Raw genomic sequence first — 21,801 nt, forward strand, 5'->3', positions numbered from 1 at the left:
CGAGAGCCGTCCCATCCCGATGCCCGGGGGTGGGACGGCTCTCGGCGCCTGGGCCGACGTGGGCGTTCACGCGATCCTGAGGAACTCCAGGGAGTAACGGAAGGTAAGCGGGGCACACGAACAGTCACTGACACATGTGCGCGGAAGGTAACGATGACGACGGATTCCGGTACTGCGACGCTGGTTGAAGAGCTGCGCGAGCGAGCGGGGGCGTTTGTGAACTCGCACGTCGACCTGTGGGTCACCGTGGAGGACGACGGGACGCTGATCCTTGCGGGCCAGGACCCCACGGCCCTGTTCCAGGCCGCCGCGGACTGGCTGGGGGACGGGCCCGACTGCACCGTCGTCGACACCCGCTGGATCCGTGGGACGGCCGAGCCCGCCCACACCTTGTGCCTGTTTTTGCGCCCGCCCGGCGCGGAACTGACACCGCAGCGGACGGCCGAACGGGTCTAGAACCGCTACAGGACCCAACGAAATCCGGCAGCTGATGGCGGCGGCGCCGATCTCTACGCGCCGCCGCCCAGCTGCCCAGCGCGACCTTCATACGTCACTCTCTGTGAGAGATATCGAGGCCCGTGGCCGGGCAACCATGCCGAGGACCAACGGCTGGGCCCGTCCCCGTTGTCTGGTCACACGCGAATGAGCCTGTGCGAATCTCGCCTGCCTTGGGCTGGGCGTGTTCAGCGTGGTGAAGTTCGCTGGTAGTTCGGGGAGTCGTCGGCCTCGCTGTTGGTGCTGGGGGAGGCTTCGGCGACGTCGGCACCGTGGTCGGCATGCCGTCGAGTGTCCTGGGTGCCGTACCAGTCCAGGCACATCACAGTGGCGTCGTCCTGCAGTTGCCCGTCGTGGGCGTGGACGACGTGCTCGATCAGGACGCGGGCGGCCTCACGCGGGTGCAGGTCCTGGGTGCTTTGGATGAGGGCGGGCAAGTCGAGGTGTTCGGCACGGCGTTCCAGCATTCCGTCGGTGAGCATGACAAGCCGGTCTCCGGCCCGCAGGTCCAGGTGCTGAACGGTATAGGTGTGAGGAGCTGTGAAACCGAAGGGCATGTCGATGGCCGGCACGATTTGCTCGACCTTTCCCCCACGCAGGCGCAGCGGCCAGGGGTGGCCGGCGTTGATGAACTCGGTGCGGCCGTCGTGCGGGCTGATGCGCAGGAGTTGGCCGGTGACGTAGCGGCCGCCGCTGTGCTCGGCCATGGCCTGGTCGGCTTGGCGGGCTTGTTCGGTGAGGTCAGCACCTTGCCGTCGGGCGCGGCGCAGGGCGCCGACCAGAAGGGTGGCCAGCAGCGCTGCTTCCACGTCGTGGCCCATGGCATCGGTGACCGATAGCTGGACGTGGTCGCGGTCTATGACGTAGTCGAAGGTGTCGCCGCCGACGAACTCGGCAGGCTCCAGGGCGCCGGCCACCGCGAACTGGGCGGCTTCGCAGGCCAGGGACGCGGGCAGCAACCGGTGCTGGATTTCGGCGGCCAGACTCAGCGGGGCGGTACGGCGACCCCACTGGTAGAGATCGGTGAAGGGCCGATTCGCGATGACGATGTACGCCAGCGCATGCGCGCTACGGCTGATCTGTTGCAGCGTGTTCGGGCCGGGGTGGTGGGGCAGATAGAGCTCCAGCAGCCCGATGGCATCCCCGCGGTTGGTCACCGGCGCGATCACCTGCGTCCAAGGGCCCGCCCCGATGCGCTCTACGTGCGGTTGCTGGGTGCGGATCACCTGCTCGTACACGGTGCCCGACACACCGATCGCGTCGGCGGGACGCTCCAGGTCGATGTCGTCCGCAGCACCCAGCCGCACCACCGAGCCGCCGGTGAAGTCGGTGATCAGAAACGACACCGACCGGGCCCCGAACTGTCTTCGCAGCGCCGCAGCGATAACGTCGACGGACTCCACCGGCGGCGCGGCCTCCGCCGCGGCCAGCGCCTCACCCAGTCCGTCGATTCCGCTATCCCGCATGGGAGCCCTCTTCCCGATGTCGTGCCAGTCCAGTGCATACCGGTTGCGCAAGACTCCGGGCAGACACGAAGAGGCAAACTATCCCACTGCAGGAGCGGTTCTCACCCGGTCGAGCGATACCGCATCTCCCGGCCTTCTGGATAGGTGCAGGTATGCACTTTGACCCGAACCCCCCACACCATCTGCTGGTGTCTGCGAGCTCGTCGAGGGGATCGTGAACGCCGTCCGCGCCGCGGACAGCCCCGCGTCCAGGGCCTGCGCGTAAGGGGCGCTGACCTCGCTGCCTTGCTCCTGCTGCGCAGCCGGTTTGCGTAGCGTTCCGAGCGCCGCCGCGCCGAGGCCGCTCGTGGGACCTTTTCTCGCCCTCAATGGTGCCGGCGGGTCAGGTCCCTGGTCCGACGAGGGCGAGTGCGGCGACCGGACCCCGGTCCGCCTCCTGCTACAGCGGTGGCACGGGGCGTCACTCCGGGCACAGCAACCGGGAGCGACCGGTGTGCAGTTGCATGAGGTTCCCGTCCCAGACCGTCACCGGGCACCTGATCACCGGCCACCGCGGCTCCGCGTGCGGGTTGTCATCCGTGCCAGTCCGGCCGCCCGCACCCACACCATCAGCTCCCCGTATATCCGCCTGATCGGGAGGTTGAATGCAGCACCGCCACCCATCGCCCGCGCAAGCGGTCAGCGCTGCCCCGGCGGCCGTTACGTGGTGTCATGAACGCGCAGGACGGCCCGTACGCGCTTGCCTACCGGCACCCGCTCTGCCGTCACCTGCACACACAGCCGGTTCACGATCTCCAGACCGTGACCGCCGACCCGCGACGGATCGGGCGGGAACACGACCGGCAGAGCGGTGCTGGAGTCCCATACCGTCACCACCACACTGCGGGTGCTTCCCGCAAGCTCCAGCAGGGACGGCCCGTGCGCGTAGCGTTCGGCGTTGGTCAGCAGCTCAGTGACCACGAGCATCACGTCGAAGCGGAATCGCTCGCTGACGGTCGTGGCGAAGTCCGCCGCAAGGCAGTCAAGGAATTCATCCGCCAACTGCCGGGCGGCACCCAGGCTGCCGGGCTCACCGCCGTAGTTCCCGGCCCGGTACACCAGCGCCAAACCGACCATCTCCTCGACCGCCGGTACAGCGGCGGGAGCACCGGCCTCGGCCAGGTGGACCTTCCTCAATGCCTGCCTTCGATCGGCATTCCGCGATGCGCCGGCTTCTCCCCCCAGCTACCCCGCTGAACGTCCCACAGTCCACCTACCGCCCCATTCGCGGCCTCAGACCGCCTTCGGTGCAACCTGCGCGCCATCACCGCGGCGTTCCGTCAGGGGGTGGCACCTTCCGGAACCGCGAGTTCATGACCGCACGCGAAGCGCATCACGCGCTTCGCCGGCTTGAGCTCAGCGGTACCGCCCCGGGCGCATGCCGGACACACGGCACGAGTTCCCTTGCAGTAGGCCGAGCGCACTCCCGCCCACTCCGCATCCGTCAGTTCCCGCATCATCAGCTACCGCCCGCCTCTCACGAATGGGTTCACCCGGGACACCGTAGCCACCGGCCCACCTCCCTTACAGCGGCCGCGGCCGGGGGATCCCCCGCGTGCCACCGGTTGTTACCGAGTCAGCCCCGGGAGCACTCCACGCGCCCCGATAGGATTTTGTGCATGCCGGACATGACACCGCCGACCGACCAGACCTCCACGGCCAGAGTGCCGCTCCCCGAGCAGAGCACGCCGGGGCAGGGTACGGCGGTGCCCCAGGTGCGGGCGGGCTCCCTACGGTTGACCGGCGCCGCACGCGACGCGGCCCAGACGCAATTCAAGGCGATGTACGACGCCGGCGCATCGATCCGCGAGATCGCCGAGCGAACGCACCGTTCCTACGGCGGGGTGCATCACGCGTTGGTCCAGGCCGGTGTCGATTTCAGGAACCGCGGCGGTCGACGACGGCGGAAAGCAGCGGAATAGCGGGGTACTGGAACCCGCCGGACCATCCCGCTGTGGACCCCCTCCTCTACTTCCAGCCGTTGTGATCATGGGCTGCGGTCAATGCGGGCGTGATCGCGTTCTTCCTCGATGAGGTCGAGCTGCGCCTTGAGCCCGACGATGGTCGCCGCTGAGGCCGACTCCGCCGCGAGAGCCGTGACCAAGGCATTGAGTGCAGCCCCCGCCCCCATCCGGGGAATCAGGCAATGCCACTCCTGCACGAGGCGGATCACCGCCCGCTCATCATCCTTGCTCATCCCACGCCAAGCCAGGTCAGACCACCGGCGGTTAGCGGACCCCGCCATTCTCCGCGCCGCACTTCCCACCACTGGCGGACGAGCACCGCACGGAATGGCGGCTCAACTACGAGCAGAACCCTTTCACCGCCCGCTTCACCGCGCGCCTTACGCCGACGACCGGGCAAAACCACGGCCTCCTGCATCACTGTCACACCCGCCCAACGACCACACACCCGTACCGGCAACCACCTTCCATGCGCCATCACCCCACCGTGGCGCCAGTCGGCCCCAGAGTGGGCGACGGCGAACGGAACTACGCACAAAATGCCTCATCGATGCGCTTCGCCGCGCGGGACGCCGCCGACGGCAGTGTCCCGGGCCGGATCACTGCCAGCCGCGTCTCCGATCGCTACGCGTATGCCGGAGTCGTCGAGCACTACGTCTACGTCATCCCCAGACCCGAGGCCGCGGTATTGCATACGCACTAGTGGACTCCCTGATCCACTCGCCGGAAGCAGCAGGCATCTGGACCGTCCAGTCCGGGATCTTCCCCGAGAACATCGCCAGTCTCACGCTCCACCAGCGCGCCGGCTTCCGCGCCATCGTTACCCGAGAACGAATCGGCCAGCACCGCGGCCACTGGCGCGACGTCATCCTTGTCGAGCGCCGCAGCCCGCAGCTCTGACGCTTCGCATCCATCCGTCCTATCTACAGCAGAAAACGAGGCTCAGTCGTGGGGTGGCAGATTGCCGAGTTGATGGTCAGCGACGCTCAGTACTTCGTCGACGAGGCGCTTGAGGTGCCCGTGGCGCAGGGCGTAAATGACCCGGCGTCCTTCCTTGCGGGTGGTGACCAGCCCGGCCAGGCGCAACCGGGCCAGGTGCTGACTGACCGACGGCCGGGCCACCCTGCACGACTCCGTGAGCGTCGTCACATCCGCCTCGCCCTCGGTCAGGCGATCCACCAGGGCCAGGCGGGTCCTGTCCGCCAGCAGCCCCAGTACCTCCGCGGCCACGGCATACCGCTCGCCCTCGGTGCGCTCCTGCGGGTCATGCGCACCTGATAGGTGCATGCGTGCAGTCATACGCACATAATGGTTGGATGAGCGGGCGGTGTCCAACCGGTCTGTTGTACCGACTCCCCCGATCCGGAAGGCGTGTACTGCTGTGAGCGAGACGTGCCCAACTCCCGAGCCCCACCGCGATGACCGCCGTCCGAGCGGCCACGAGGGCGAGCGCGCCGACGGCGCGGCGCATGGCGGTCACGGACCGGGCGGCGGCCATAGCCACGGCCAGGACGACCGCGGGCAAGGGCATGGCCATGTTCATGGGGAACACCGGTCAGGGCGGTGGTCGCGGCTCAAACACCGCGTCGCGCACGTGGTCACGCCGCACAGCCATGAGGCGGCGGACAAGGTCGACTCCGCGATGGAGTACTCCGCCGAGGGCATGCGGACGTTGTGGATCTCGCTGGCCGTACTCGGCGTCACCACGGTGCTCCAGGTCCTGGTGTTCGCGCTGTCCGGATCGGTGGCGCTGCTCGGGGACACGATCCACAACGGCGCCGACGCACTGACCGCCGTGCCCCTGGGCATTGCCTTCGTCCTCGGCCGCCGGGCGGCGACCCGCCGCTTCACCTACGGCTTCGGCCGCGCCGAGGACCTGGCCGGCATCGCCATCCTGCTCACCATCGCCTCCTCCTCGGCCCTGGCCGCCTACACCGCCATCGACCGGCTCCTGAACCCGCAGGAGATCAGCCACCTGCCGTGGGTCGCAGCCGCCGCGGTTGTCGGCTTCATCGGCAACGAATGGGTGGCCCGCTACCGCATCCGCACCGGCCGCAAGATCGGCTCCGCCGCACTCGTCGCCGACGGCCTGCACGCCCGCACCGACGGCTTCACCTCCCTGGCCGTCCTCCTCGGCGCCGGCGGCACCGCGATCGGCTGGCGGCTCGCCGACCCGATCGTCGGCCTCCTGATCACCGCCGCGATCCTGATGGTCCTCAAGGACGCCGCCCGGGAAGTCTTCCGCCGCCTGATGGACGCCGTCGACCCCGCCCTGATCGACACCGCCGAGGCCGCCTTGCGGGCTGTGGACGGCGTCCGCGATGTCGGACAGGTGCGGATGCGCTGGATCGGTCACGCCCTGCGCGGCGAGGCCGACATCGTCGTCGACCCGCACCTGACGGTGGTGCAGGCGCACGCCTTGGCGGTCGCCGCCGAGCATGCGCTGATCCACGCCGTTCCCCGGCTGACCGCCGCCACCGTGCACACCGACCACACCGCCACGGGCAGCGGAGACCCGCACGCCGTCCTGGCCGCTCACGGCCCGGGATAGCACCCGAATAACTCCTGGGACGTGATACCCCGACACCCGGTACCCACCCGGGGTATGGTCGGAAGGTCGCGCCCGTTGCCGGGAGCGCTCCACAGTGTGGGGAAGGAACCAGCAGTGGCAGACATCGCACAGACGCGGGGGCGGGCGACCGCCCGCCTGCTGACCCTGTGCGCGGTCCTGCTCGGTCTGTTTCTCATGCACGGTGCCCCGGCCACCGCGGCCGAGGGCTGCCACGGCGCGATGTCCGCCGCCTCCCCGATGCCGCACGGTCACGACCCCGCAGCGATGACCTCCACGGTCCCGGACGCGATGGGTTCTGCGACGTCGCCTCCCGGCGCCCAGCAGGTGTCGGGCGCCTCACTGATGCACGGGGCGCTGTGCGTCTCAACTGCCGCGCGCGACCAGACCCCGCTGCCGATGGGCGGCGCCCTGCTGGCCGTCGTGGCGACAACAACGGTCGGCATGCTCGCGAACCGGCCGGTCCCCCTGGGCCGGACGGGGCGGCGCGGACCACCGCCACCGGGCGGGCGAAGTCTGCTGCTGACGGTGTGTATCGCGCGGACCTGACAGGACCGTGCCGGGACCCGGATCTTCGACCGGGCCCGGCGACGTGTCCTGCTCGTTCCCGCGCGCCCCGCCCGGCGTGGTGCGCCCACCCGGAAAGACCACCGCAAATGACTGCTTCCCCCCGTACCATTGCGCGCCGCCGTGCGATCGCGGCCGCCAGTACCGCAGTCGCCCTGGCGCTGGCCCTGGCCGCCTGCGGTTCCTCCAACGATTCCTCGATGCCCGGCATGGACCACGGCGCGAAGCCGTCCGTGTCGTCCGCCGCGCAGGCGACACCCTCGATGAGCACCATGCCCGGCATGGGCACCATGGCCGACGGCAACGGCCTGTCCGACACGAAGGACGGCTACCGCCTCACCAGCCAGGACACCACCCTCCCGGCAGGCAAGCAGGCGGCCTACCGGTTCACGGTGACCGGCCCGGACGGCAGGCCGGTCACGGACTTCGCCATCGAGCAGACCAAGAGGATGCACTTCTACGCCATCCGCTCGGACCTGACGGGCTTCCAGCACCTTCACCCGACGATGGCCGCCGACGGCACCTGGACCGCCGACCTGGCCGCCCTCGCGCCCGGCTCCTGGCGCCTGTTCGCCTCCTTCACCCCGAACGCCGGAACAGGCAAGGGCACAGCGTTCGTCCTCAGCCGCACCGTCACCGTGCCCGGCACGGCGACGAAGACCTCACTGCCGGCGGCAACGACCTCCACCGACGTCGACGGGTACACCGTCACCGTCAAGGGCTCCCCGATGGCCGGCATGGAACACCCACTGACCGTCAACATCACCCAGGGCGGAAAGCCCGTCACCGACCTGCAGCCCTACCTGGACACCTACGCCCACCTCACCGCTTTCCACGAGGGTGACACGGCGTTCGCCCACCTCCACCCCCAGACCAAGGTGAACGGCGACCACGGGGGACCGGAGTTGTCCTTCCACGCCGAGCTGCCCACGCAGGGGAACTGGCGGCTGTTCCTGCAGTTCCAGACCGGCGGGAAACTCCACACCGCCGCCGTGACCCTGAACGTCGACTGAACCCTTGCGGGGCGCCCCCGCCCGGGGCGCCCCGCAAGGCACCCGCCCGCCCCGCGCTATAACAGCGTGTCGTGTCGGCGGGTCCCACGTCGTGTTCTCGTCGGAAGGCTTCAGAAATGGTCCATGCCCTACTGCACGCCCTGTCGATCGCCGGGTCCATGACCTGGGAGATCACCTGGGCCCTGATTCTGGGCTTCGCCCTGTCCGCCGTTGTTCAGGCGGTCGTCCGCAAATCCACCGTCGCCTCGCTCCTGGGTGACGACCGTCCCCGCACCTTGGCCATCGCCGCCGGGCTCGGTGCGGCCTCCTCCTCGTGCTCGTATGCCGCTGTTGCCCTGGCCCGCTCCCTGTTCCGCAAGGGCGCGAACTTCACCGCCGCGATGGCCTTCGAGATCGCCTCCACCAACCTCGTCGTCGAACTCGGCGTCATCCTGGCCTTGTTGATGGGCTGGCAGTTCACCGCTGCGGAATTCGTCGGCGGCCCCATCATGATCGTCGTCCTGGCGGTGCTGTTCCGCCTGTTCCTGCGCGACAAGCTGCTGCGCCCAGCCCGCGAGCAGGCCGAACGCGGCATCGCCGGCTCCATGGAGGGCCACGCGGCGATGGACATGTCCGTGCAACGAGAAGGCTCGTTCGCGAACCGACTGCTGTCCCGTGAGGGCTTCACCTCCACGAGCCACGTCTTCGTCATGGAATGGGCGGCGATCCTGCGCGACCTGGTCATCGGCCTGCTCATCGCCGGGGCCATCGCCGCCTGGGTGCCCGACTCGTTCTGGCGCGCGTTCTTCTTCGACGGCCACCCGCTCGCGTCCAAACTGTGGGGACCGATCATCGGCCCACTGGTCGCCATCGCCTCGTTCGTCTGCTCCATCGGCAACGTGCCGCTGGCCGTCGTGCTGTGGAAGGGCGGCATCAGCTTCGGCGGCGTCGTCGCGTTCATCTTCGCCGACCTGCTGATCCTGCCGATCCTCAACATCTACCGGAAGTACTACGGGGCGAAAATGGCGCTGTTCCTGCTCGGCACCTTCTACGTCGCCACCGTCATCGCCGGGTACATCGTGGAGTTCACCTTCGGCGGCCTGGGCCTCATCCCCGACCAGGCCGATGCCAAGGTGCCCATGGAAGGCGTCTCCTGGAACTACACCACTTTCCTCAACATCGCTTTCCTCCTCCTGGCCGCCGCCCTCGTCATCCGGTTCCTGCGCACCGGCGGACGCGACATGCTCCGCATGATGGGTGGCACACCCAACACCAGCGACAACCACCACCGGCACGATGACAACCACCCCCAGGGACCGAACAGCGGGAACCACCAGGGACACGCCGACCATGGCTGACCTCTCCCCGACATCTCCACCGGGGGGTGGAGCCCAGCAATCCACCCCCGGGCCGATCCCCGCGCTGTCCCGGCGGTGCTCAACTGGGCCCATGGCCCATACGCTGCCGCGCGTCCTGCCCAGCCCGGACGGCAAACCGCTGCCACCGAGGGACACAGCGGATGCCTTCCGCACCTTCGCCCGTGACCTGGCCGCCGGCCGGCGCCCCTGGACCGCAGCAGAAGCCGGCTTTCTCGGCGGACTGTTCGACCAGCTCGCCGCAGACTGGGACAGCGCCCAAGCCACTGGCCGCGACGACCCGCTGCGCGATGCCCTAACCCGCGGCGGACCCCTTCCGAACGGCACCTGCCTGGAAGTCGGCTCCGGCACCGGCCAGTTCACCCCGCTCCTCGCAACCGCCTTCCCGACTGTGCTCAGCCTCGACCTGTCCGAGCAGATGCTCCACCAGGCCGCCGACCGCTCTCCCACCCGCGTTCGCGCCGACGCCAGCGCACTGCCCGTTCCCGACGCGTCGATCGCTGCCATCGCCGCCATCGACATGCTCCTGTTCCCCACCGAAATCGCCCGGGTACTAGCCCCGGACGGCGTGCTGCGGTGGATCAACCAACTTGGCCCGGAAGGACCGTTGTACGTACCCTCTGAAGACGTGGCCGCCGCCATCCCTGGGCAATGGCACACCATCGAGGCCACCGCTGGCTGGGGCAGCTGGGCCGTCATCCGACGCATCACGTGACAACCAAAGGGGAACGGCCTCCCATCTGGGGCAAGTGGCGGTCGAAACGGCTGGATGCCCAGCGGACCTGCGGCGGAGGCGGTCAACCCGGTGGCATTCGTGCAATAGGACGCGGCAGCGTTGATGCCTGGGGCACCGGGTTGAGCGGGGTGCGAATTGGTTGTCTTACAGACGCCCATGCCATTCGGGGTGCGGTTGTGCTTGCGAGCTGCCGCCGGGAGTCGACCTATGCGGCCTCAGGAGTAGCACCAGGGTGAGGTGCTCGGTGATGCAACGCGGGCTGCAGACGTCTGCGGGGCAGCGGACGAAAAGCTGATGTACCGGGAGTATGGTCTTCCTGATCTTCGCCCCGGAATCGCCCCTGGTCAGGGCCTCCACGTTTGCGCAACCAGGCAGCGCGTTCGTCGCACTGGGTCTACCAGGGCATCCGTGGCCGGCCTGGTGGATCGTCACCGCGGGCGCGTTGCTGGGAGTGGGGGTCCACTTGGGGGATGTACTACCGGACACCCGCGGAGACCTGGCGACGGGCGTACGCGGGTGGCCGCACGTGTTGGGGCCCGACGGCGCGCGGCTGCTCTTGCCAGTGCCACTGGTGGCCGCGTCAGCTGTCCTGGTGCTGGGGCCCGCGGGGCCATACGGCGCGTGGGGGGTGGCGGGGCTGGTGGTGGCCGGCCTGGTCGCGGTGGCGGGAACGGTGCTGGGTCGCCGCCGGGAGCAGGCGGCGTTCGCGGCGGCGGTGGACGTGGCGTTGTTGCTGCTGCGCGGCACCGGGATCGCTTGAACGGGCCGCACAGCAGAGCTGCCGATGCAGGCTTCCCGGTTGCCGAGGTACAAGGGCGATCGGCGCCCACGGGATCACTGACCGTGATGGATCGGCGCGCGCAGTGGTGGAGGCGAGCGGCCGGGGTCAGGCTGAGAAGTACACCGACCCAGGCCCGACCAGCGAGGTGGCTGAACGATGATCCACATTGGGGATATCCGCGAGTGGCGCACACACGATGTTGTCGACCTCGGCGGTCACAAAATCGGTACGTTCGAAGCCGTCTACGTGGACACCAGCACCGATGAGCCCGCGATGGTCACCGTCCAAGTCGGGCTGCCCACCCGGCACCGCCTGGTCTTCGTTCCGCTGGACGGCGCGATCGTCGGGCCGGGCTATGTGAAAGTCGTCTACGACAAGGCAGTGGTGAAGCGGTGCCCGGCGATCGGCACGGACGACGTGCTGCCCGCCGAGGATGAGGCAGCCATCTTCGAGCACTACGGCATCGCATACCAGCCCGGTGCCAACGGCGAGCGGCAGCTCGCCCGTCGCTGAGCGCCCGCACCGACCAAGGAGGCATCCGCTCTATGGTTCTTTTTCTGCTCCTGGTCATCGCGGCGATCGTGCTGGGCGTCATCGGCGTCCTCGCCCACGGGCTGTTCTACCTGCTGATCATCGCCATCACACTGTTCATCGCCGACGTGGTGTTCCTCGCCGTGTACTGGCGCCGCTCCGGCCGGCGGCCCGTGCGCTGACCCGCGCCACGGCCCCTCGTTGCGCTGCGGTCCTCATCGCTTGAATCGGAGGCCCGGGCCTCCGCCGGGGACGCGGCACGGAAACGGGGCATTCGACGGCCCGGTTCCCGTGCGGGCTGACACCTGGTCCCGACGGTGCAGGGGCTCGGGGGGACTGGCGTCAGCCGTTATTGTACCCCCTGTGGCCGCCCCTTGCGTCCTTGTTGTCGTCATCGTCGTGGTGCTTGACGATGTTTTGGGAGGTGTTGCCGAACGTGGGGTTGAGGAGCCCGATGACGTTGAGGGTGTTGCTGCACATGTGATCGGCATGTGGACAGGGACCCGCAAGAGGTTGCCCGAAAGAACGCTCGGCGAGCCGACGGCTCCAACGTGGGCGTCGGCGTCGATACCGGCACGGGCGGCCGGTCAACCTCGCAGGTCATCCCTGAAGCGGCGGAGAAGCCAGGCATCGAAGCAAGCGTCATCCAGGGGATCGAACGCTCTCCTACTTGAGGCTGTTGAGCGCGGTTTCGGCGTAGTGGGGCCAGCGGGCGGCGTGGGCGATGGGGAGAGCAACCCAGTCCTTAAAAGGCTTCTCTTTGCCAGACGGATCGAACAGCTCGGCACCGGGCAGGGCGAGTGCTTCGGCGTGTGCCGGGGTCCCCTGGCCGAGCTTGAAAGCGAGGGCATCGGCCTTGAGACAGGCAAATGCCTTTCCCTCGGCGGTGAGGGCGCGCTTGCCGAACAGCGTGCCGGCTGCGGCACCGCGAGGTGCGAGGTCAGTGGCAAGGTCGTCGAACAGCGTGTCAGGATTCATGGGAAGTCCTTACCAACGAGCGGACCGGATGAGTCACGCGCAGGAGCGCACTGTACGCCGCGGCTATGTCACGGAGATCGTGAAGTGGTTGTGCCGCAGGCAATAGCGAAGCGGTCGCCTCCAGGCACCCCGTCTTGCCTGTCATCTCCCGTAACGGCTCGCCAGCCAGCGGCCGGGGCCACCTTGTCCATGGCCGGCCTGACGCCCAATGTCGCCAAGATCTTCCGTCTCACCGGCCTGGACAGGTCTTCCCCATCCACACCTCTGTGGCTGATGCCCTGACCGGCCGACCAGACTGACGTTCAACGGTGTTCAGGGTGGGATGTACGCCCGCTCCACAGGCCCGGCCTCGCGCATCGGACGCCGGGCGGGGGGCAGACGAGACAGCAGGGCGCGGGCAACGCGACCACTCGTCAGGGAGACCCTTGTGATGTCGTCGCGCGCACACGGTCGGAGCCGAGCCTCGCGGCCTTCAACCCGGCGCTCCGTTGAGAAGGACACGTTGACCACCGCGGGGCGTGCGGGCTTTGTCGCACGGGGCATCGTGTATGTCCTCATCGGCGTGCTGGCGGTGCGGATCGCCTTCGGGCACGGCGGCGGTGAGCAGGCCGACCGCCAGGGGGCACTGCACCAGATAGCGGCACAGCCCTTCGGGACGGTGATGCTGTGGGCGCTGGTGGTCGGGTTCGCCTGTATGGCGATCTGGCGGGCTGCTCGGGCTTTGCTGGCCAGGGGCCCTCATCGGAAGGTGGGGTCACGGCTGTTGGACGGTGGTCGGGCGGTGTTCTACGCCTCGGTCTGCTGGGGTATAGCCACCTATGCCGCCGGCAGTGGCGAGTCGTCCGGTGGTAACGCGCAGTCGCAGGACTGGACGGCGTCGGCGCTGAAGATGGCGGGCGGCCGGATCCTGGTGGGTCTCGCGGGCCTCGCCCTGATCGGAGTCGGAACGGTGCTCGCCGTACGGGCGGCGCAGCGTCGGTTCCTCAAGCAGTTGAACACCGGCGTGATGAGCCGCCGCACCCGGGAGGTCGTCACCGGGCTGGGTGTAGCCGGAGGCGTGGCGCGCGGAACCGTGTTCGCCACGGCCGGGATCTTCGTCCTGGTAGCGGCCGTCCGCTTCGACCCGCATCAGGCCAAGGGTATGGACGCGACGCTTCGCAGCTTCACCGATACCCCGGCGGGCCCCTGGCTCCTGGCCCTCATCGCGGTCGGATTGATCCTCTTCGGCGTCTTCTCCTTCGCCTCAGCGCGCTGGCGCCGCCTCTGAGCGGCGACGTCGGCCACTGTCGGAGGGAATGAGCCCGAAATGCGGTGACCCTGAACCATGAGCGTCGGTCCAGGGCGCGAGGCGCCCTTCGAGTTTAATTGGACTCCGATTCCATTCGATCACCAGCTGATCCTCGGGCGATGAAGAGGGCGTAAATATGACGCGGAGCCGTGCCGATGCCCGGGTCAGGCATCCCCGGCATGAACGGCGTGGGGAGGCCCGGCTGCCCGCTGTGATCGCGACGCTCGTGGCGATCGGGCTCTACCAGGTCCTGCCGCAGCAATTGCTGATCGCACCGCGCTATGTGTTGCTGGCCCTGGAACTGCTGCTCCTCGTACCGTTGATCGCGATCAATCCCAAACGGCTGACCCGCCAGACCAGGTTCTCCCGGATTCTGTCGCTCACGCTCGTCCTGGTCATCGCGGCAAGCAATCTGGTTTCCCTGGGGATCTTGATCCATGACCTGATCTCCACCGGAGTGAAGGATGGGGGCTCCCTGTTGACGGCGGCGTTTCAGGTGTGGCTGACCAACATCATCGTCTTCGGTCTGGCCTACTGGGAGCTGGACCGGGGCGGCCCGGTCAGTCGTACGCAGGTGCCCCGAGCGGAATTGCCGCTGGCGGACTTCCGCTTCTCCCAGGACGAGAACGACGACGCCGTCGAGGAGGTCGCGGACGGCTCCAGCGTCACGTCCGACTGGGTGCCCACGTTGATGGACTACCTGTACGTGTCGGTGACCAATTCGACTGCGTTCAGCCCGACGGACACCATGCCGCTGTCCACTCGCGCGAAACTCATGATGAGTGTGCAGTGCATTGCCGCCCTGATGACCTCTCTCCTGGTCATCGCGCGCGCGGTCAGCATTCTGCACTGAGGAGTGGACGGCGGGGTGGCTCCGGTCGCCGTTGCGGGGTGTGTCGAACTCCGTGGAGTTCTAGCGCCTCATGCCCGGGTCCTGGGCGTCGGCTTCGCGAGGGGGCTCGTTGTCCGCGTTGTGGGCCAGGCCGTCGGGTACCGCCGCCGAGCGCTCCCCGAGGGGAAGCATCAGCACCCGCTGGACCGCTGAGCCGAGTGAGTCACGGATCTGACCGATGTCCTGCCAGCCCCATAATCGGAAGGCCGCCTGGCCGGCATCGTCGGTTTGGTCGACCCGGGTGACACCGAGCGATGCCTGGTGCTCGGCGAGCAGCCGTTCCTGCAGGCGGCCGGCGAGGCCCCGGTGTTGTTCGTGCGGATGGACCACGATCTCGGTGATGGCGAAGACGTGCCCGGACGCGGTGAGTTGCTCGATCTCCTGCGGAAACTCACCGTCGAGGCCCTGCCACCACGAACCGTCACGCCCCACGGGGTAGCCGAAGATGCAACCCACCAGGGCGGGTGCCTCGGCCGCCACGGTGGCCTCCGCGACCATCATGTCGAAACCGGGCCGACGTACGTCCTCGGTCAGCCGTCGCAGGAAACGTTCACGACTGCGGTACTCCTGACCAGGCGCGGTGGCAGACGATTCGACGTACAGATCCGCCATGTCCTCACACTGATCCTCGGCCTGCCAGCGGTTGAGCCCGCGCAGATACATCTCGCCGCCCGCTGAGGGCTGGTGACCCTCCACCTTCTGCGCCTGTCCCGGCCCGTACCTCATGCCGCATCACGCGCCGCAGACATCACGGATGCGAGCCGCCGAGGCACCTTGAGGAGCGGAACTGGAGGGGGCAGGGTGTGGCCGGCGGAGGGGGCCAGAAGCAGCGAACTGGTGTCGGTGAGGGAGAACAGCCGGGCCACCGTAACGGGTGGACGGTGCAGGCGCAGGGTTCCTCCGACGGCGGTGGCGCGCTGCAGGAAGAACAGGAAGGTGTTGAGGCCCGTGCAGTCGCAGAAGGTGACAGCGCTGAGGTCGACGTCGATGGTGCGGCTGCCATCGTGCAGGCACTGTTCCAAAGCGGCGTTCAGCAAGGGCGCCGAATCCAGATCGATGTCACCGGACAGGGTGATCAGCGTCCGCGCCTGGCGGTCGCGACGATGGGCCGTGAGGTGGAGCGGGATGGGCATGATGCCTCGGTTCCAAAGACCGGCCGGTGCTGTGTTGTGCGGCGGTGCCGGATCCCCGGCTCCGCCTGGCACTTCCGGTACGGTCACGCTTCGGGTCAGCGGGCGAAAGGCCGGCCCAACAGCCCGATCTCCCAGACCGTGGGACGTAGCCGTTTCCCCTCGGTGATGCAGTGACAAACGGAGTGCATCCGGTCCCCACGAGCATCGGTTCGGCGGCACGATAACGCCGGGGTCCGGGACGTCCATACGCCAGAATAGTCCTCCGTCGGCTGCAATGGCCGCGCAGAGGCCGCTCTTCTCACCCCTCGGTCACAAATGGCGCAACCGCGCGGGCTGTCAGGATATGGCGAGGACGGCACGGATCCGTTTGCCTACCGGTACCCGCTCGACGATCAGTTCCTGGCAGATCCGTTGGAGGATTTCGATGCCGTGGCCGCCGACCCGCTGGGGGTCGGGGGGAAACGCGCGTGGAAGCGCGGTGCTGCTGTCCGACACGGTGATGATGACGGAGCCGACCGCGCCTTCAAGCTCCAGCAAGCACGGGCCGTGCGTGTGCCGGTTGGCGTTGGTCACCAGTTCCGTCACCACGAGCTGCACGTCGTAACGGAGCCGGTCGCTCACGGGTACGCCCAGGGCTGCCGCGAGGCGATCCATGAAGGTGCCCGCGCAGTGCCGCGCATCGGCGATGCTGCCGGCCTCACCGGAACAGTCAGCGGCACAGTACAGCGGCGCCACATGAACGGGCGGGGCTGTCGGCGGCTGAACGGGGTCGGGCAGGTGATATGTCATTGGTCCCCAGCCCTGTGTTGCAGCAGATCCTATGTGCTGGCTTCCCTCCCGACGGCCGCACAGTCCTTCCCCGCGGGCTGCGTTTCATTCGGCGAGATGCCGAGCGTTGCTGGTGGTACGAGGCGGGCCAGCGGGTTCAGGGCTCCTGGCCGGTTTTCGGTGCGGGTGGAGTGTGAGGGTGGCAGTCGCCCAGGAAGAACGCCCACCGATCGGCGCCCAGCGGGAAGACGTCGTAGAAGTCTCCGCCGACGTCCCGCGGGGAGTCGGTCTGGTAGTGGCAGGCCAGTTCCAGTCCGGCGATCGTCGGCAGTGCGGGCGGCAGCAGGGTGCGCTGCAGTGTGGTGGCGAAGGCGGTGATGGCCGCCATGTCCCGCTCGGCCCGCTCCCGCGTCTCCTGCTGTTCCTTGTGCCGCGCCTGCTCCTCGCGCAGCAGGCGCAGGGCGGACAGCCGCAGTTCCAGGCTGTCGAGGACGATGGCGGCCAGGTCGGCCAAGGCGGCGGTGTCGGCCTCGGTCATCAGGTGGGGGCGGGTGTCGAGGATGTTGATGGTGCCCAGCCGGTGTCCGTCGGCCGTGATGATCGGGGCGGCTGCGTAGAAGCGGATCTGCAGTGGGCCCGCCACCAGCGGGTTGGCGCAGGCCACCGGATCGGCCAGGGTGTCGGGGATCACCAGGGTGGGTTGTTCCACAACTCGCTGACCTGGACGGATGGCGGGTTTCAGGCGGTCGTCGCACAGGCTAAGCCGGTACGTCAGCACAGCCATTTGTCCGGTTCCAATTGGATGGATGAGGAGGGTGCTGCGGCCGATGATCGGGCCAGCCGTGGGGTGGGTGAGACCGGGGGCAGGCAGAGGGGCGGCGTATGGCGAAAGGAGTTGGGTGCGGGCTTCGCGGTGCAGCTGACACCGGGCGGCTCCTGGGGGTCGCTGGCCGCCCGGTGCGGCGGCGGTTTCCTCGGCGGCGAGGTGGGCTTCGGCGGTTCCGGCGGCGTGGTCGCCGCAGCCGCAGTGGTTGACCAGGACCTGGTTCTTGGTGCCGTTCTTGTCGTGGTAGGTGACGGCGGCGGGTCCGGCACCGCTGTGGTGGGAGCGCACCGAGCCGCCACCTCCTGCGGGAGCGGACCGAAGCGGGTGCCGTCCATGCCCAGCGGTTCCCAGACCCGCGTGCGAGCCAGCTCGTCGAGGCTCTGACCGGACAGGTCTTCGGCGAGGTATCCCAGGATGAGGGCAGCCCGGTCGGTGTACTGCCGGCCTGCCCGTGCGGGCGGTACAGGGCCTCGTGCAGGGACCCCGGAACAAATGGTTTGTGGGTCGGTGCCGTAGGACGCCTTGAGGGCTGCGCGCAACGGCAGTTCGGCGGAGTGGGTCAGTAGCTGACGGACGGTGACGCCCCCCCAGCAGGCGCCCGGCCACATGCGGCCAGTACGTGCCCAGGGCAGACTCAAGGGGCAGCCGGCCCTCTTCCCACCAAGAGCCGATCACACTCCGGACGGCGAAGATCCCAACTCACCGACCACCAGTACCACCAGCACCACCACGCCATCGCACGCACGAAACAGCGGGCCGCCTGAGCCGCGACCTCTCCCCCGTACCGGGCCTTGCCCTTCGCGGGCGTGGGCTGGCCGAGCCGTAGGGGTCCGTGTCAGGGCCGGAGAGTGGTGGCCGGGCGGGACATCTGGTTGGTGTCGAAGGTGCCGTCGGCGATCTCGCGGGCGAGGCTGGTGAGTTGGTAGCTGTGGCTGCGGGCGTAGGTGCGCAGCGCGGTGAAGGCGTCATCGACGCTGGTGTTCCAGCGCTCCGCGAGGATGCCTTTGACTTGTTCGAGGACGATGCGGCTGGTGAGGGCGTACTGGAGTTGGCCACGTTCGAGTTCGCTGTGGGCCAGGGTGCGCTGCTGCAGGATCGCGATGGTCGCGATGTCCGCGAGTGCCTGGGCGAGCGTGAGGTCGGAGGCGGTCAGGGGTTCGGGGTCGGTCTGGAACAGGCCCATCGCGCCGATGGTCCGCCCGCGCAGTCGCAGCGGCAGGGCGTTGGCGGCCACGAAGCCGGTGTCCTGGGCCTGGACGGCGAACTGCGGCCACTTCGCGGCAATCGTCCAGTCGGTCAGGTTGATGTTGGTGCGGGCGTTGCCGCTGTTGTAGCAGTCCACGCACGGCCCCTGATCGTGCTCCTGGGCGAACAGCTCCAGCAGCCGGGTGTGCTCGTCGGAGGCGGCGATGGTCTGCAGGGTGTCGTGGCTGTCGGCCAGCATGATGCCGACCGCCGCGACATTCAGCAACTCCATGCAGCGCACGGACAGCTGCTGCAGGAAGTCGATCACGTCGAAATCGTCGGTCAGGGAGTCGGCGACCTCGACGAAGACCTCGGTCAGACGTTGTTCTCGGATCATGGGGTTCAGTCCTTGTCTACGACGGATGGCGGCGTCGGCGAACCGTTGCCCTGGTCGGTCAGGCGAAGGCGCCGGTCCACGACGTCCTTCGCCACCTCGGTAAGGGAGCGCCCGCTGCCGTAAGCATGGCCTTGTAGGCGCGCCAGCGCCTGCGGCAGGGGGACGGACAGCTGGGCCGAGACCATGCCGGTGGCCTGGTGGATGACGGCGTTCAGCACCTGCGGCGGGCCGTCCGGCCCACCGCCGGCCTCGGTGCCGGGCAGTACGTGGTGGTTCAGGCAGTGGGCGGTCAGCACCGAGGCCATGGCGATGGCGTCGTCGGCCTGCTGCGCGGACATCGGGCCCGGCATCCGCCGCACGGCGGTCAGCACCCCGACCCGGATCGCGCCGATGCCCAAGGGGAAGCAGTACACCGCCCGCGCCTCAAGATCGGGGGCCTCCATGCTCAGGATGGGCCAGCGCTCGGCACGGGTGCGGGCCAGGTCCGGCACCCACACCATCGCCCCTGTTCGTACCGCGTCGGGCCCCGGGCCCTCCCCGAGGGTGAGCTGCATTTCCTCGAAACACCGGGCGATGTCCCCTGAGCACCACAGCAGCTCGGTCTTCTCGTCCTCGGTCAGCAAGGACACCGACAGCCCGTCGGCGCCCAGGACGTCGGTGGCCGTCGAGATGATCGGGCCGATATCGGTGCTGCTCTTGAATGTCTGCTCCGGCTCCAGCCGACGCATGAGCTCCGCCATGCGGTCACTGATCACCAGGCCGCCGCGCCGCGCGGATCGGCCGTTATGGGGCAGCAGGGGCCCGGCACGCGCACTGCGGGGGAGCACAGCAGCAGGAAGCACGTGCCGGTCAGTTCGAACACTCGGGTCACCGAGCGAGAGGGGTGGTGCAGTTGGAACGTGCTTCCGGCCGCTCGGGCCTGCCGGGCGGCGGTCAGGAAGGCGTTCAGTCCGCTGACGTCGCAGAAGGACAGCTCGCTGAGATCGACGTCGATCGACCGGACACCTTCGTGAAGACAGTGCTGTATTGCCGCGTTGACCGCGGGCGCGGTGTCCAGGTCGAGCTCACCGGCCACGGTGATCAACGCCTGGCCCTGTCGAATGATGTGAGACAACTCCAGCGCCTGCAGAACAGGCATAACGCCTCAGTCTCTACGGCCTCCCAGGCCAGCACCGGCGAGCGGGGGTTACCGCTGCAGCTGGCACCTGGTGGGTGGCCGAACCTCATGGATCGGTCAGCTGAACCGTTCGCTCCGCCGCCCTGACAAAGGCTGCGACATGAGTGCGTTCCCTCCACGGTGCCCATCGGCGCGGATCACCGTCATCCGTTCCTGCGGGCATCTGCTTCACCATCGGATGGGTCACGCCGGGGGCCGGGACGCTGCCCGCAGCTTAGTCCCGATGCAGCCCGCCCGACCGCGCCTACCGCAAGATCTACGTGTACACCGCATCGCACGCCCAGAGCAGGCGTCGGTACACGCCCGGCGCCCCCCCCTGCGGCCAGCACCATAGTGCGCCACGCACGCCCCCGGTCACCGCAGCCGCGAGCCGCCGCCGGTTTCGTTGCGGAGAAAGGTGAAATGCCGGCCGCGCAGCTCGGCGTAGCGGGGGTCGGCCAGCGCCCGGACCACGCTGTCGCGCACCTGCTGCTCACCGGGGCCGTCCGACCAGCTGACGGTCCATTCATGGCCGTCGATCCACGTGACCTCCACCGCGACCGAGGCGGTGTCGCTCAAGGTTCGACCGAGCTCCTCAGCCTGGCTGGTGCGGTCATCCATGATCGTCCTCGGTCTCCACTTGACGCAACGGCCGGCCACCCCGCCCACACAACTGACCCGCGAACAGCTGCGTCATGCTCGCCAGCAGGACCGAAAATGCCTTCCGGCAACTCGTCGAAGACTGCAGCCCCCGGAACCCGACCCTGACTCCGAACTCCCTGCCACCCCTAGGCATGTACGACGCCTTGGTCATCACGCGCGGGCCGACATTCGACGCGGCGAACTTCGCTGCGCCCGCCCCGGGCGTGTCCACGACCGGGACAGGGCCACTGGTGGACCTGGCAATGGCAGCCACGGCGGCGCAACGTTCAGATGCACGGTAACCATCGCACCGCGCCACGGACCCCGGGAGTCAGGCTTGGAGCACACCTCAGGGCTGGTCTTCGGCACGTGGGGTGCCGCGCTGGTGGGCCGGGCCGGTCCCGTCGTCGTCGGCCTTGGAGGAGCGGCTGACGGACCTCTCGTGCGCAGGTGAGCTGGTCGCACCGCCGGGGGTCTCCCTGAGGTCGGGCGCCTTCATGTCGTCGTCCTCGACTGGGCCGGCCGCGCCGGCTGTCTTCACGCCGCTCCTGACCGACTGCGCCTTGTCACTGCTGACCTTGCCGCTCTTCTTGCGGCCTTCATAGGGCGGCAGAGTTCTGCCTTCAGTGTCGATGTCATCGGGTTGCTTCGGCTCGCTCATCATGCTCCGCTCATGTGGAGTGCCCCGGTCGGTCCACGTCAGCCGCCGCCGGACTGCAGGTTCGGCGCGTCCGAATCAGAGGGCAGCTGGGGATCGATGCCAGTGTCGGAATCCTCATCCGCGGTACCTGAAGGCCGATCGACCGGTCCCCCGGACGGCTCGTCCGAACCCGTATCGCGTGACCCTTTCCGACCCCGCTCCTCCTGCAGCTCCTCCTTGGAAACCTCACCTGGTGATCTACCCATCACATTCACTTCCTCATTTTGCACTCGAACGCACGAACGAGAATCGCAGCCGATCCACCTTCGATGCCCTCAGGCGCGGTCACGTGCGCCTCGTCGACAAAGAGCAGGTCAGGC

26 protein-coding genes and 3 pseudogenes are annotated in these 21,801 nt (G+C 68.4%); 13 read left to right on the forward strand and 16 right to left on the reverse strand.

The genetic code is table 11. The features are described 5' to 3' along the window. Window positions 1–153: 153 nt before the first annotated feature. On the forward strand, window positions 154–456 hold the full coding sequence (locus LNW72_RS13570) for a hypothetical protein (protein ID WP_250975646.1): 303 nt from the start codon (window positions 154–156) through the stop codon (window positions 454–456). A 227-nt stretch (window positions 457–683) separates the two neighbouring features. Here the strand turns inward: LNW72_RS13570 and LNW72_RS13575 are convergent, their stop codons facing one another. Further along, window positions 684–1,961 (reverse strand): SpoIIE family protein phosphatase, encoded by a 1,278-nt coding sequence (locus LNW72_RS13575; protein ID WP_250975647.1) that lies wholly within the window; start codon window positions 1,959–1,961, stop codon window positions 684–686. 699 nt (window positions 1,962–2,660) lie between these two features. Beyond that, window positions 2,661–3,137, reverse strand: coding sequence for an ATP-binding protein (locus LNW72_RS13580; RefSeq protein WP_250975648.1), 477 nt, complete (start codon window positions 3,135–3,137; stop codon window positions 2,661–2,663). 482 nt (window positions 3,138–3,619) lie between these two features. On the opposite strand from LNW72_RS13580, the gene LNW72_RS13585 reads away from it, so the two are divergent. Beyond that, on the forward strand, window positions 3,620–3,922 hold the full coding sequence (locus LNW72_RS13585) for a helix-turn-helix domain-containing protein (protein WP_374117241.1): 303 nt from the start codon (window positions 3,620–3,622) through the stop codon (window positions 3,920–3,922). Between the two features lie 65 nt (window positions 3,923–3,987). On the opposite strand, the gene LNW72_RS13590 is transcribed toward LNW72_RS13585, so the two are convergent. Further along, on the reverse strand, window positions 3,988–4,197 hold the full coding sequence (locus LNW72_RS13590; RefSeq protein WP_250975649.1) for a hypothetical protein: 210 nt from the start codon (window positions 4,195–4,197) through the stop codon (window positions 3,988–3,990). A gap of 236 nt (window positions 4,198–4,433) precedes the next feature. Here LNW72_RS13590 and LNW72_RS13595 point away from each other — a divergent pair. Beyond that, window positions 4,434–4,864: pseudogene (locus LNW72_RS13595) on the forward strand (N-acetyltransferase family protein). A 42-nt stretch (window positions 4,865–4,906) separates the two neighbouring features. Here LNW72_RS13595 and LNW72_RS13600 read toward each other — a convergent pair. After that, window positions 4,907–5,263, reverse strand: coding sequence for a metalloregulator ArsR/SmtB family transcription factor (locus LNW72_RS13600; RefSeq protein WP_250975650.1), 357 nt, complete (start codon window positions 5,261–5,263; stop codon window positions 4,907–4,909). Window positions 5,264–5,558: 295 nt separating this feature from the next. On the opposite strand from LNW72_RS13600, the gene LNW72_RS13605 reads away from it, so the two are divergent. The 8 genes from LNW72_RS13605 (at window position 5,559) to LNW72_RS13640 (ending at window position 11,698) form a co-directional block, all read left to right on the forward strand. After that, window positions 5,559–6,515 (forward strand): cation diffusion facilitator family transporter, encoded by a 957-nt coding sequence (locus tag LNW72_RS13605; protein ID WP_374117242.1) that lies wholly within the window; start codon window positions 5,559–5,561, stop codon window positions 6,513–6,515. A 114-nt stretch (window positions 6,516–6,629) separates the two neighbouring features. Next, a complete protein-coding gene (locus tag LNW72_RS13610; RefSeq protein WP_250975652.1) occupies window positions 6,630–7,082 on the forward strand; it encodes a hypothetical protein in 453 nt (150 codons plus the stop codon). A gap of 107 nt (window positions 7,083–7,189) precedes the next feature. Then, window positions 7,190–8,113: a hypothetical protein gene (locus tag LNW72_RS13615; protein ID WP_250975653.1), complete on the forward strand. Its 924-nt coding sequence runs from the start codon at window positions 7,190–7,192 to the stop codon at window positions 8,111–8,113. A 116-nt stretch (window positions 8,114–8,229) separates the two neighbouring features. Further along, entirely contained in the window at window positions 8,230–9,450 is a 1,221-nt protein-coding gene (locus LNW72_RS13620; protein ID WP_250975654.1) for a permease, read from the forward strand. A gap of 91 nt (window positions 9,451–9,541) precedes the next feature. Further along, window positions 9,542–10,183 carry a class I SAM-dependent methyltransferase gene (locus LNW72_RS13625; protein WP_250975655.1) on the forward strand — a complete coding sequence of 214 codons (642 nt, stop codon included), beginning with the start codon at window positions 9,542–9,544 and terminating at the stop codon, window positions 10,181–10,183. A 592-nt stretch (window positions 10,184–10,775) separates the two neighbouring features. Then, the gene (locus LNW72_RS41630; protein ID WP_308401939.1) at window positions 10,776–10,964 is read left to right on the forward strand and encodes a hypothetical protein; all 189 of its coding nucleotides are present in this window, start codon (window positions 10,776–10,778) and stop codon (window positions 10,962–10,964) included. Window positions 10,965–11,141: 177 nt separating this feature from the next. Then, window positions 11,142–11,498 carry a PRC-barrel domain-containing protein gene (locus tag LNW72_RS13635; RefSeq protein WP_250975656.1) on the forward strand — a complete coding sequence of 119 codons (357 nt, stop codon included), beginning with the start codon at window positions 11,142–11,144 and terminating at the stop codon, window positions 11,496–11,498. 32 nt (window positions 11,499–11,530) lie between these two features. Beyond that, window positions 11,531–11,698 (forward strand): hypothetical protein, encoded by a 168-nt coding sequence (locus LNW72_RS13640; RefSeq protein ID WP_250975657.1) that lies wholly within the window; start codon window positions 11,531–11,533, stop codon window positions 11,696–11,698. A 160-nt stretch (window positions 11,699–11,858) separates the two neighbouring features. Here the strand turns inward: LNW72_RS13640 and LNW72_RS13645 are convergent. Further along, a pseudogene (locus LNW72_RS13645) lies at window positions 11,859–12,085 on the reverse strand (chaplin). A 97-nt stretch (window positions 12,086–12,182) separates the two neighbouring features. After that, window positions 12,183–12,494 carry a hypothetical protein gene (locus tag LNW72_RS13650; RefSeq protein ID WP_250975658.1) on the reverse strand — a complete coding sequence of 104 codons (312 nt, stop codon included), beginning with the start codon at window positions 12,492–12,494 and terminating at the stop codon, window positions 12,183–12,185. 430 nt (window positions 12,495–12,924) lie between these two features. Here LNW72_RS13650 and LNW72_RS13655 point away from each other — a divergent pair, with 430 nt between their 5' ends. Together LNW72_RS13655 and LNW72_RS13660 are read left to right on the forward strand one after the other, a co-directional pair. Beyond that, complete coding sequence (locus LNW72_RS13655; RefSeq protein WP_374117243.1) at window positions 12,925–13,761, forward strand: DUF1206 domain-containing protein; 837 nt, start codon at window positions 12,925–12,927, stop codon at window positions 13,759–13,761. A 232-nt stretch (window positions 13,762–13,993) separates the two neighbouring features. After that, window positions 13,994–14,635, forward strand: a complete 642-nt coding sequence (locus LNW72_RS13660; protein ID WP_250975660.1) for a hypothetical protein — start codon at window positions 13,994–13,996, stop codon at window positions 14,633–14,635. 60 nt (window positions 14,636–14,695) lie between these two features. On the opposite strand, the gene LNW72_RS13665 is transcribed toward LNW72_RS13660, so the two are convergent. The 10 genes and pseudogenes from LNW72_RS13665 to LNW72_RS13710 form a co-directional block, all read right to left on the reverse strand. Further along, window positions 14,696–15,400 (reverse strand): GNAT family N-acetyltransferase, encoded by a 705-nt coding sequence (locus tag LNW72_RS13665; RefSeq protein ID WP_250975661.1) that lies wholly within the window; start codon window positions 15,398–15,400, stop codon window positions 14,696–14,698. After that, window positions 15,397–15,807, reverse strand: coding sequence for an STAS domain-containing protein (locus tag LNW72_RS13670; protein ID WP_250975662.1), 411 nt, complete (start codon window positions 15,805–15,807; stop codon window positions 15,397–15,399). Before LNW72_RS13670 ends, LNW72_RS13665 begins: the two co-directional genes overlap by 4 nt. Before the next feature lie 336 nt (window positions 15,808–16,143). Continuing rightward, on the reverse strand, window positions 16,144–16,542 hold the full coding sequence (locus LNW72_RS13675) for an ATP-binding protein (protein WP_250975663.1): 399 nt from the start codon (window positions 16,540–16,542) through the stop codon (window positions 16,144–16,146). Window positions 16,543–16,732: 190 nt separating this feature from the next. Then, window positions 16,733–17,689, reverse strand: coding sequence for a GAF domain-containing protein (locus tag LNW72_RS41635; protein ID WP_308401940.1), 957 nt, complete (start codon window positions 17,687–17,689; stop codon window positions 16,733–16,735). An 11-nt stretch (window positions 17,690–17,700) separates the two neighbouring features. Next, window positions 17,701–18,009 (reverse strand): annotated as a pseudogene (locus LNW72_RS41640) (serine hydrolase); the annotation flags it as partial. A gap of 227 nt (window positions 18,010–18,236) precedes the next feature. Continuing rightward, on the reverse strand, window positions 18,237–18,983 hold the full coding sequence (locus LNW72_RS13690) for a GAF and ANTAR domain-containing protein (protein ID WP_250975665.1): 747 nt from the start codon (window positions 18,981–18,983) through the stop codon (window positions 18,237–18,239). Between the two features lie 5 nt (window positions 18,984–18,988). Then, on the reverse strand, window positions 18,989–19,723 hold the full coding sequence (locus tag LNW72_RS13695) for a GAF and ANTAR domain-containing protein (RefSeq protein WP_250975666.1): 735 nt from the start codon (window positions 19,721–19,723) through the stop codon (window positions 18,989–18,991). Window positions 19,724–19,734: 11 nt separating this feature from the next. After that, the gene (locus LNW72_RS13700; RefSeq protein WP_250975667.1) at window positions 19,735–20,121 is read right to left on the reverse strand and encodes an STAS domain-containing protein; all 387 of its coding nucleotides are present in this window, start codon (window positions 20,119–20,121) and stop codon (window positions 19,735–19,737) included. Window positions 20,122–20,514: 393 nt separating this feature from the next. After that, on the reverse strand, window positions 20,515–20,718 hold the full coding sequence (locus LNW72_RS13705; protein ID WP_250975668.1) for a hypothetical protein: 204 nt from the start codon (window positions 20,716–20,718) through the stop codon (window positions 20,515–20,517). 412 nt (window positions 20,719–21,130) lie between these two features. Beyond that, a complete protein-coding gene (locus tag LNW72_RS13710) occupies window positions 21,131–21,445 on the reverse strand; it encodes a hypothetical protein (protein ID WP_250975669.1) in 315 nt (104 codons plus the stop codon). Between the last annotated feature and the right edge of the window lie 356 nt (window positions 21,446–21,801).

Source organism: Streptomyces sp. RKAG293 (assembly GCF_023701745.1).
Taxonomy (GTDB): Bacteria; Actinomycetota; Actinomycetes; order Streptomycetales; family Streptomycetaceae; genus Actinacidiphila.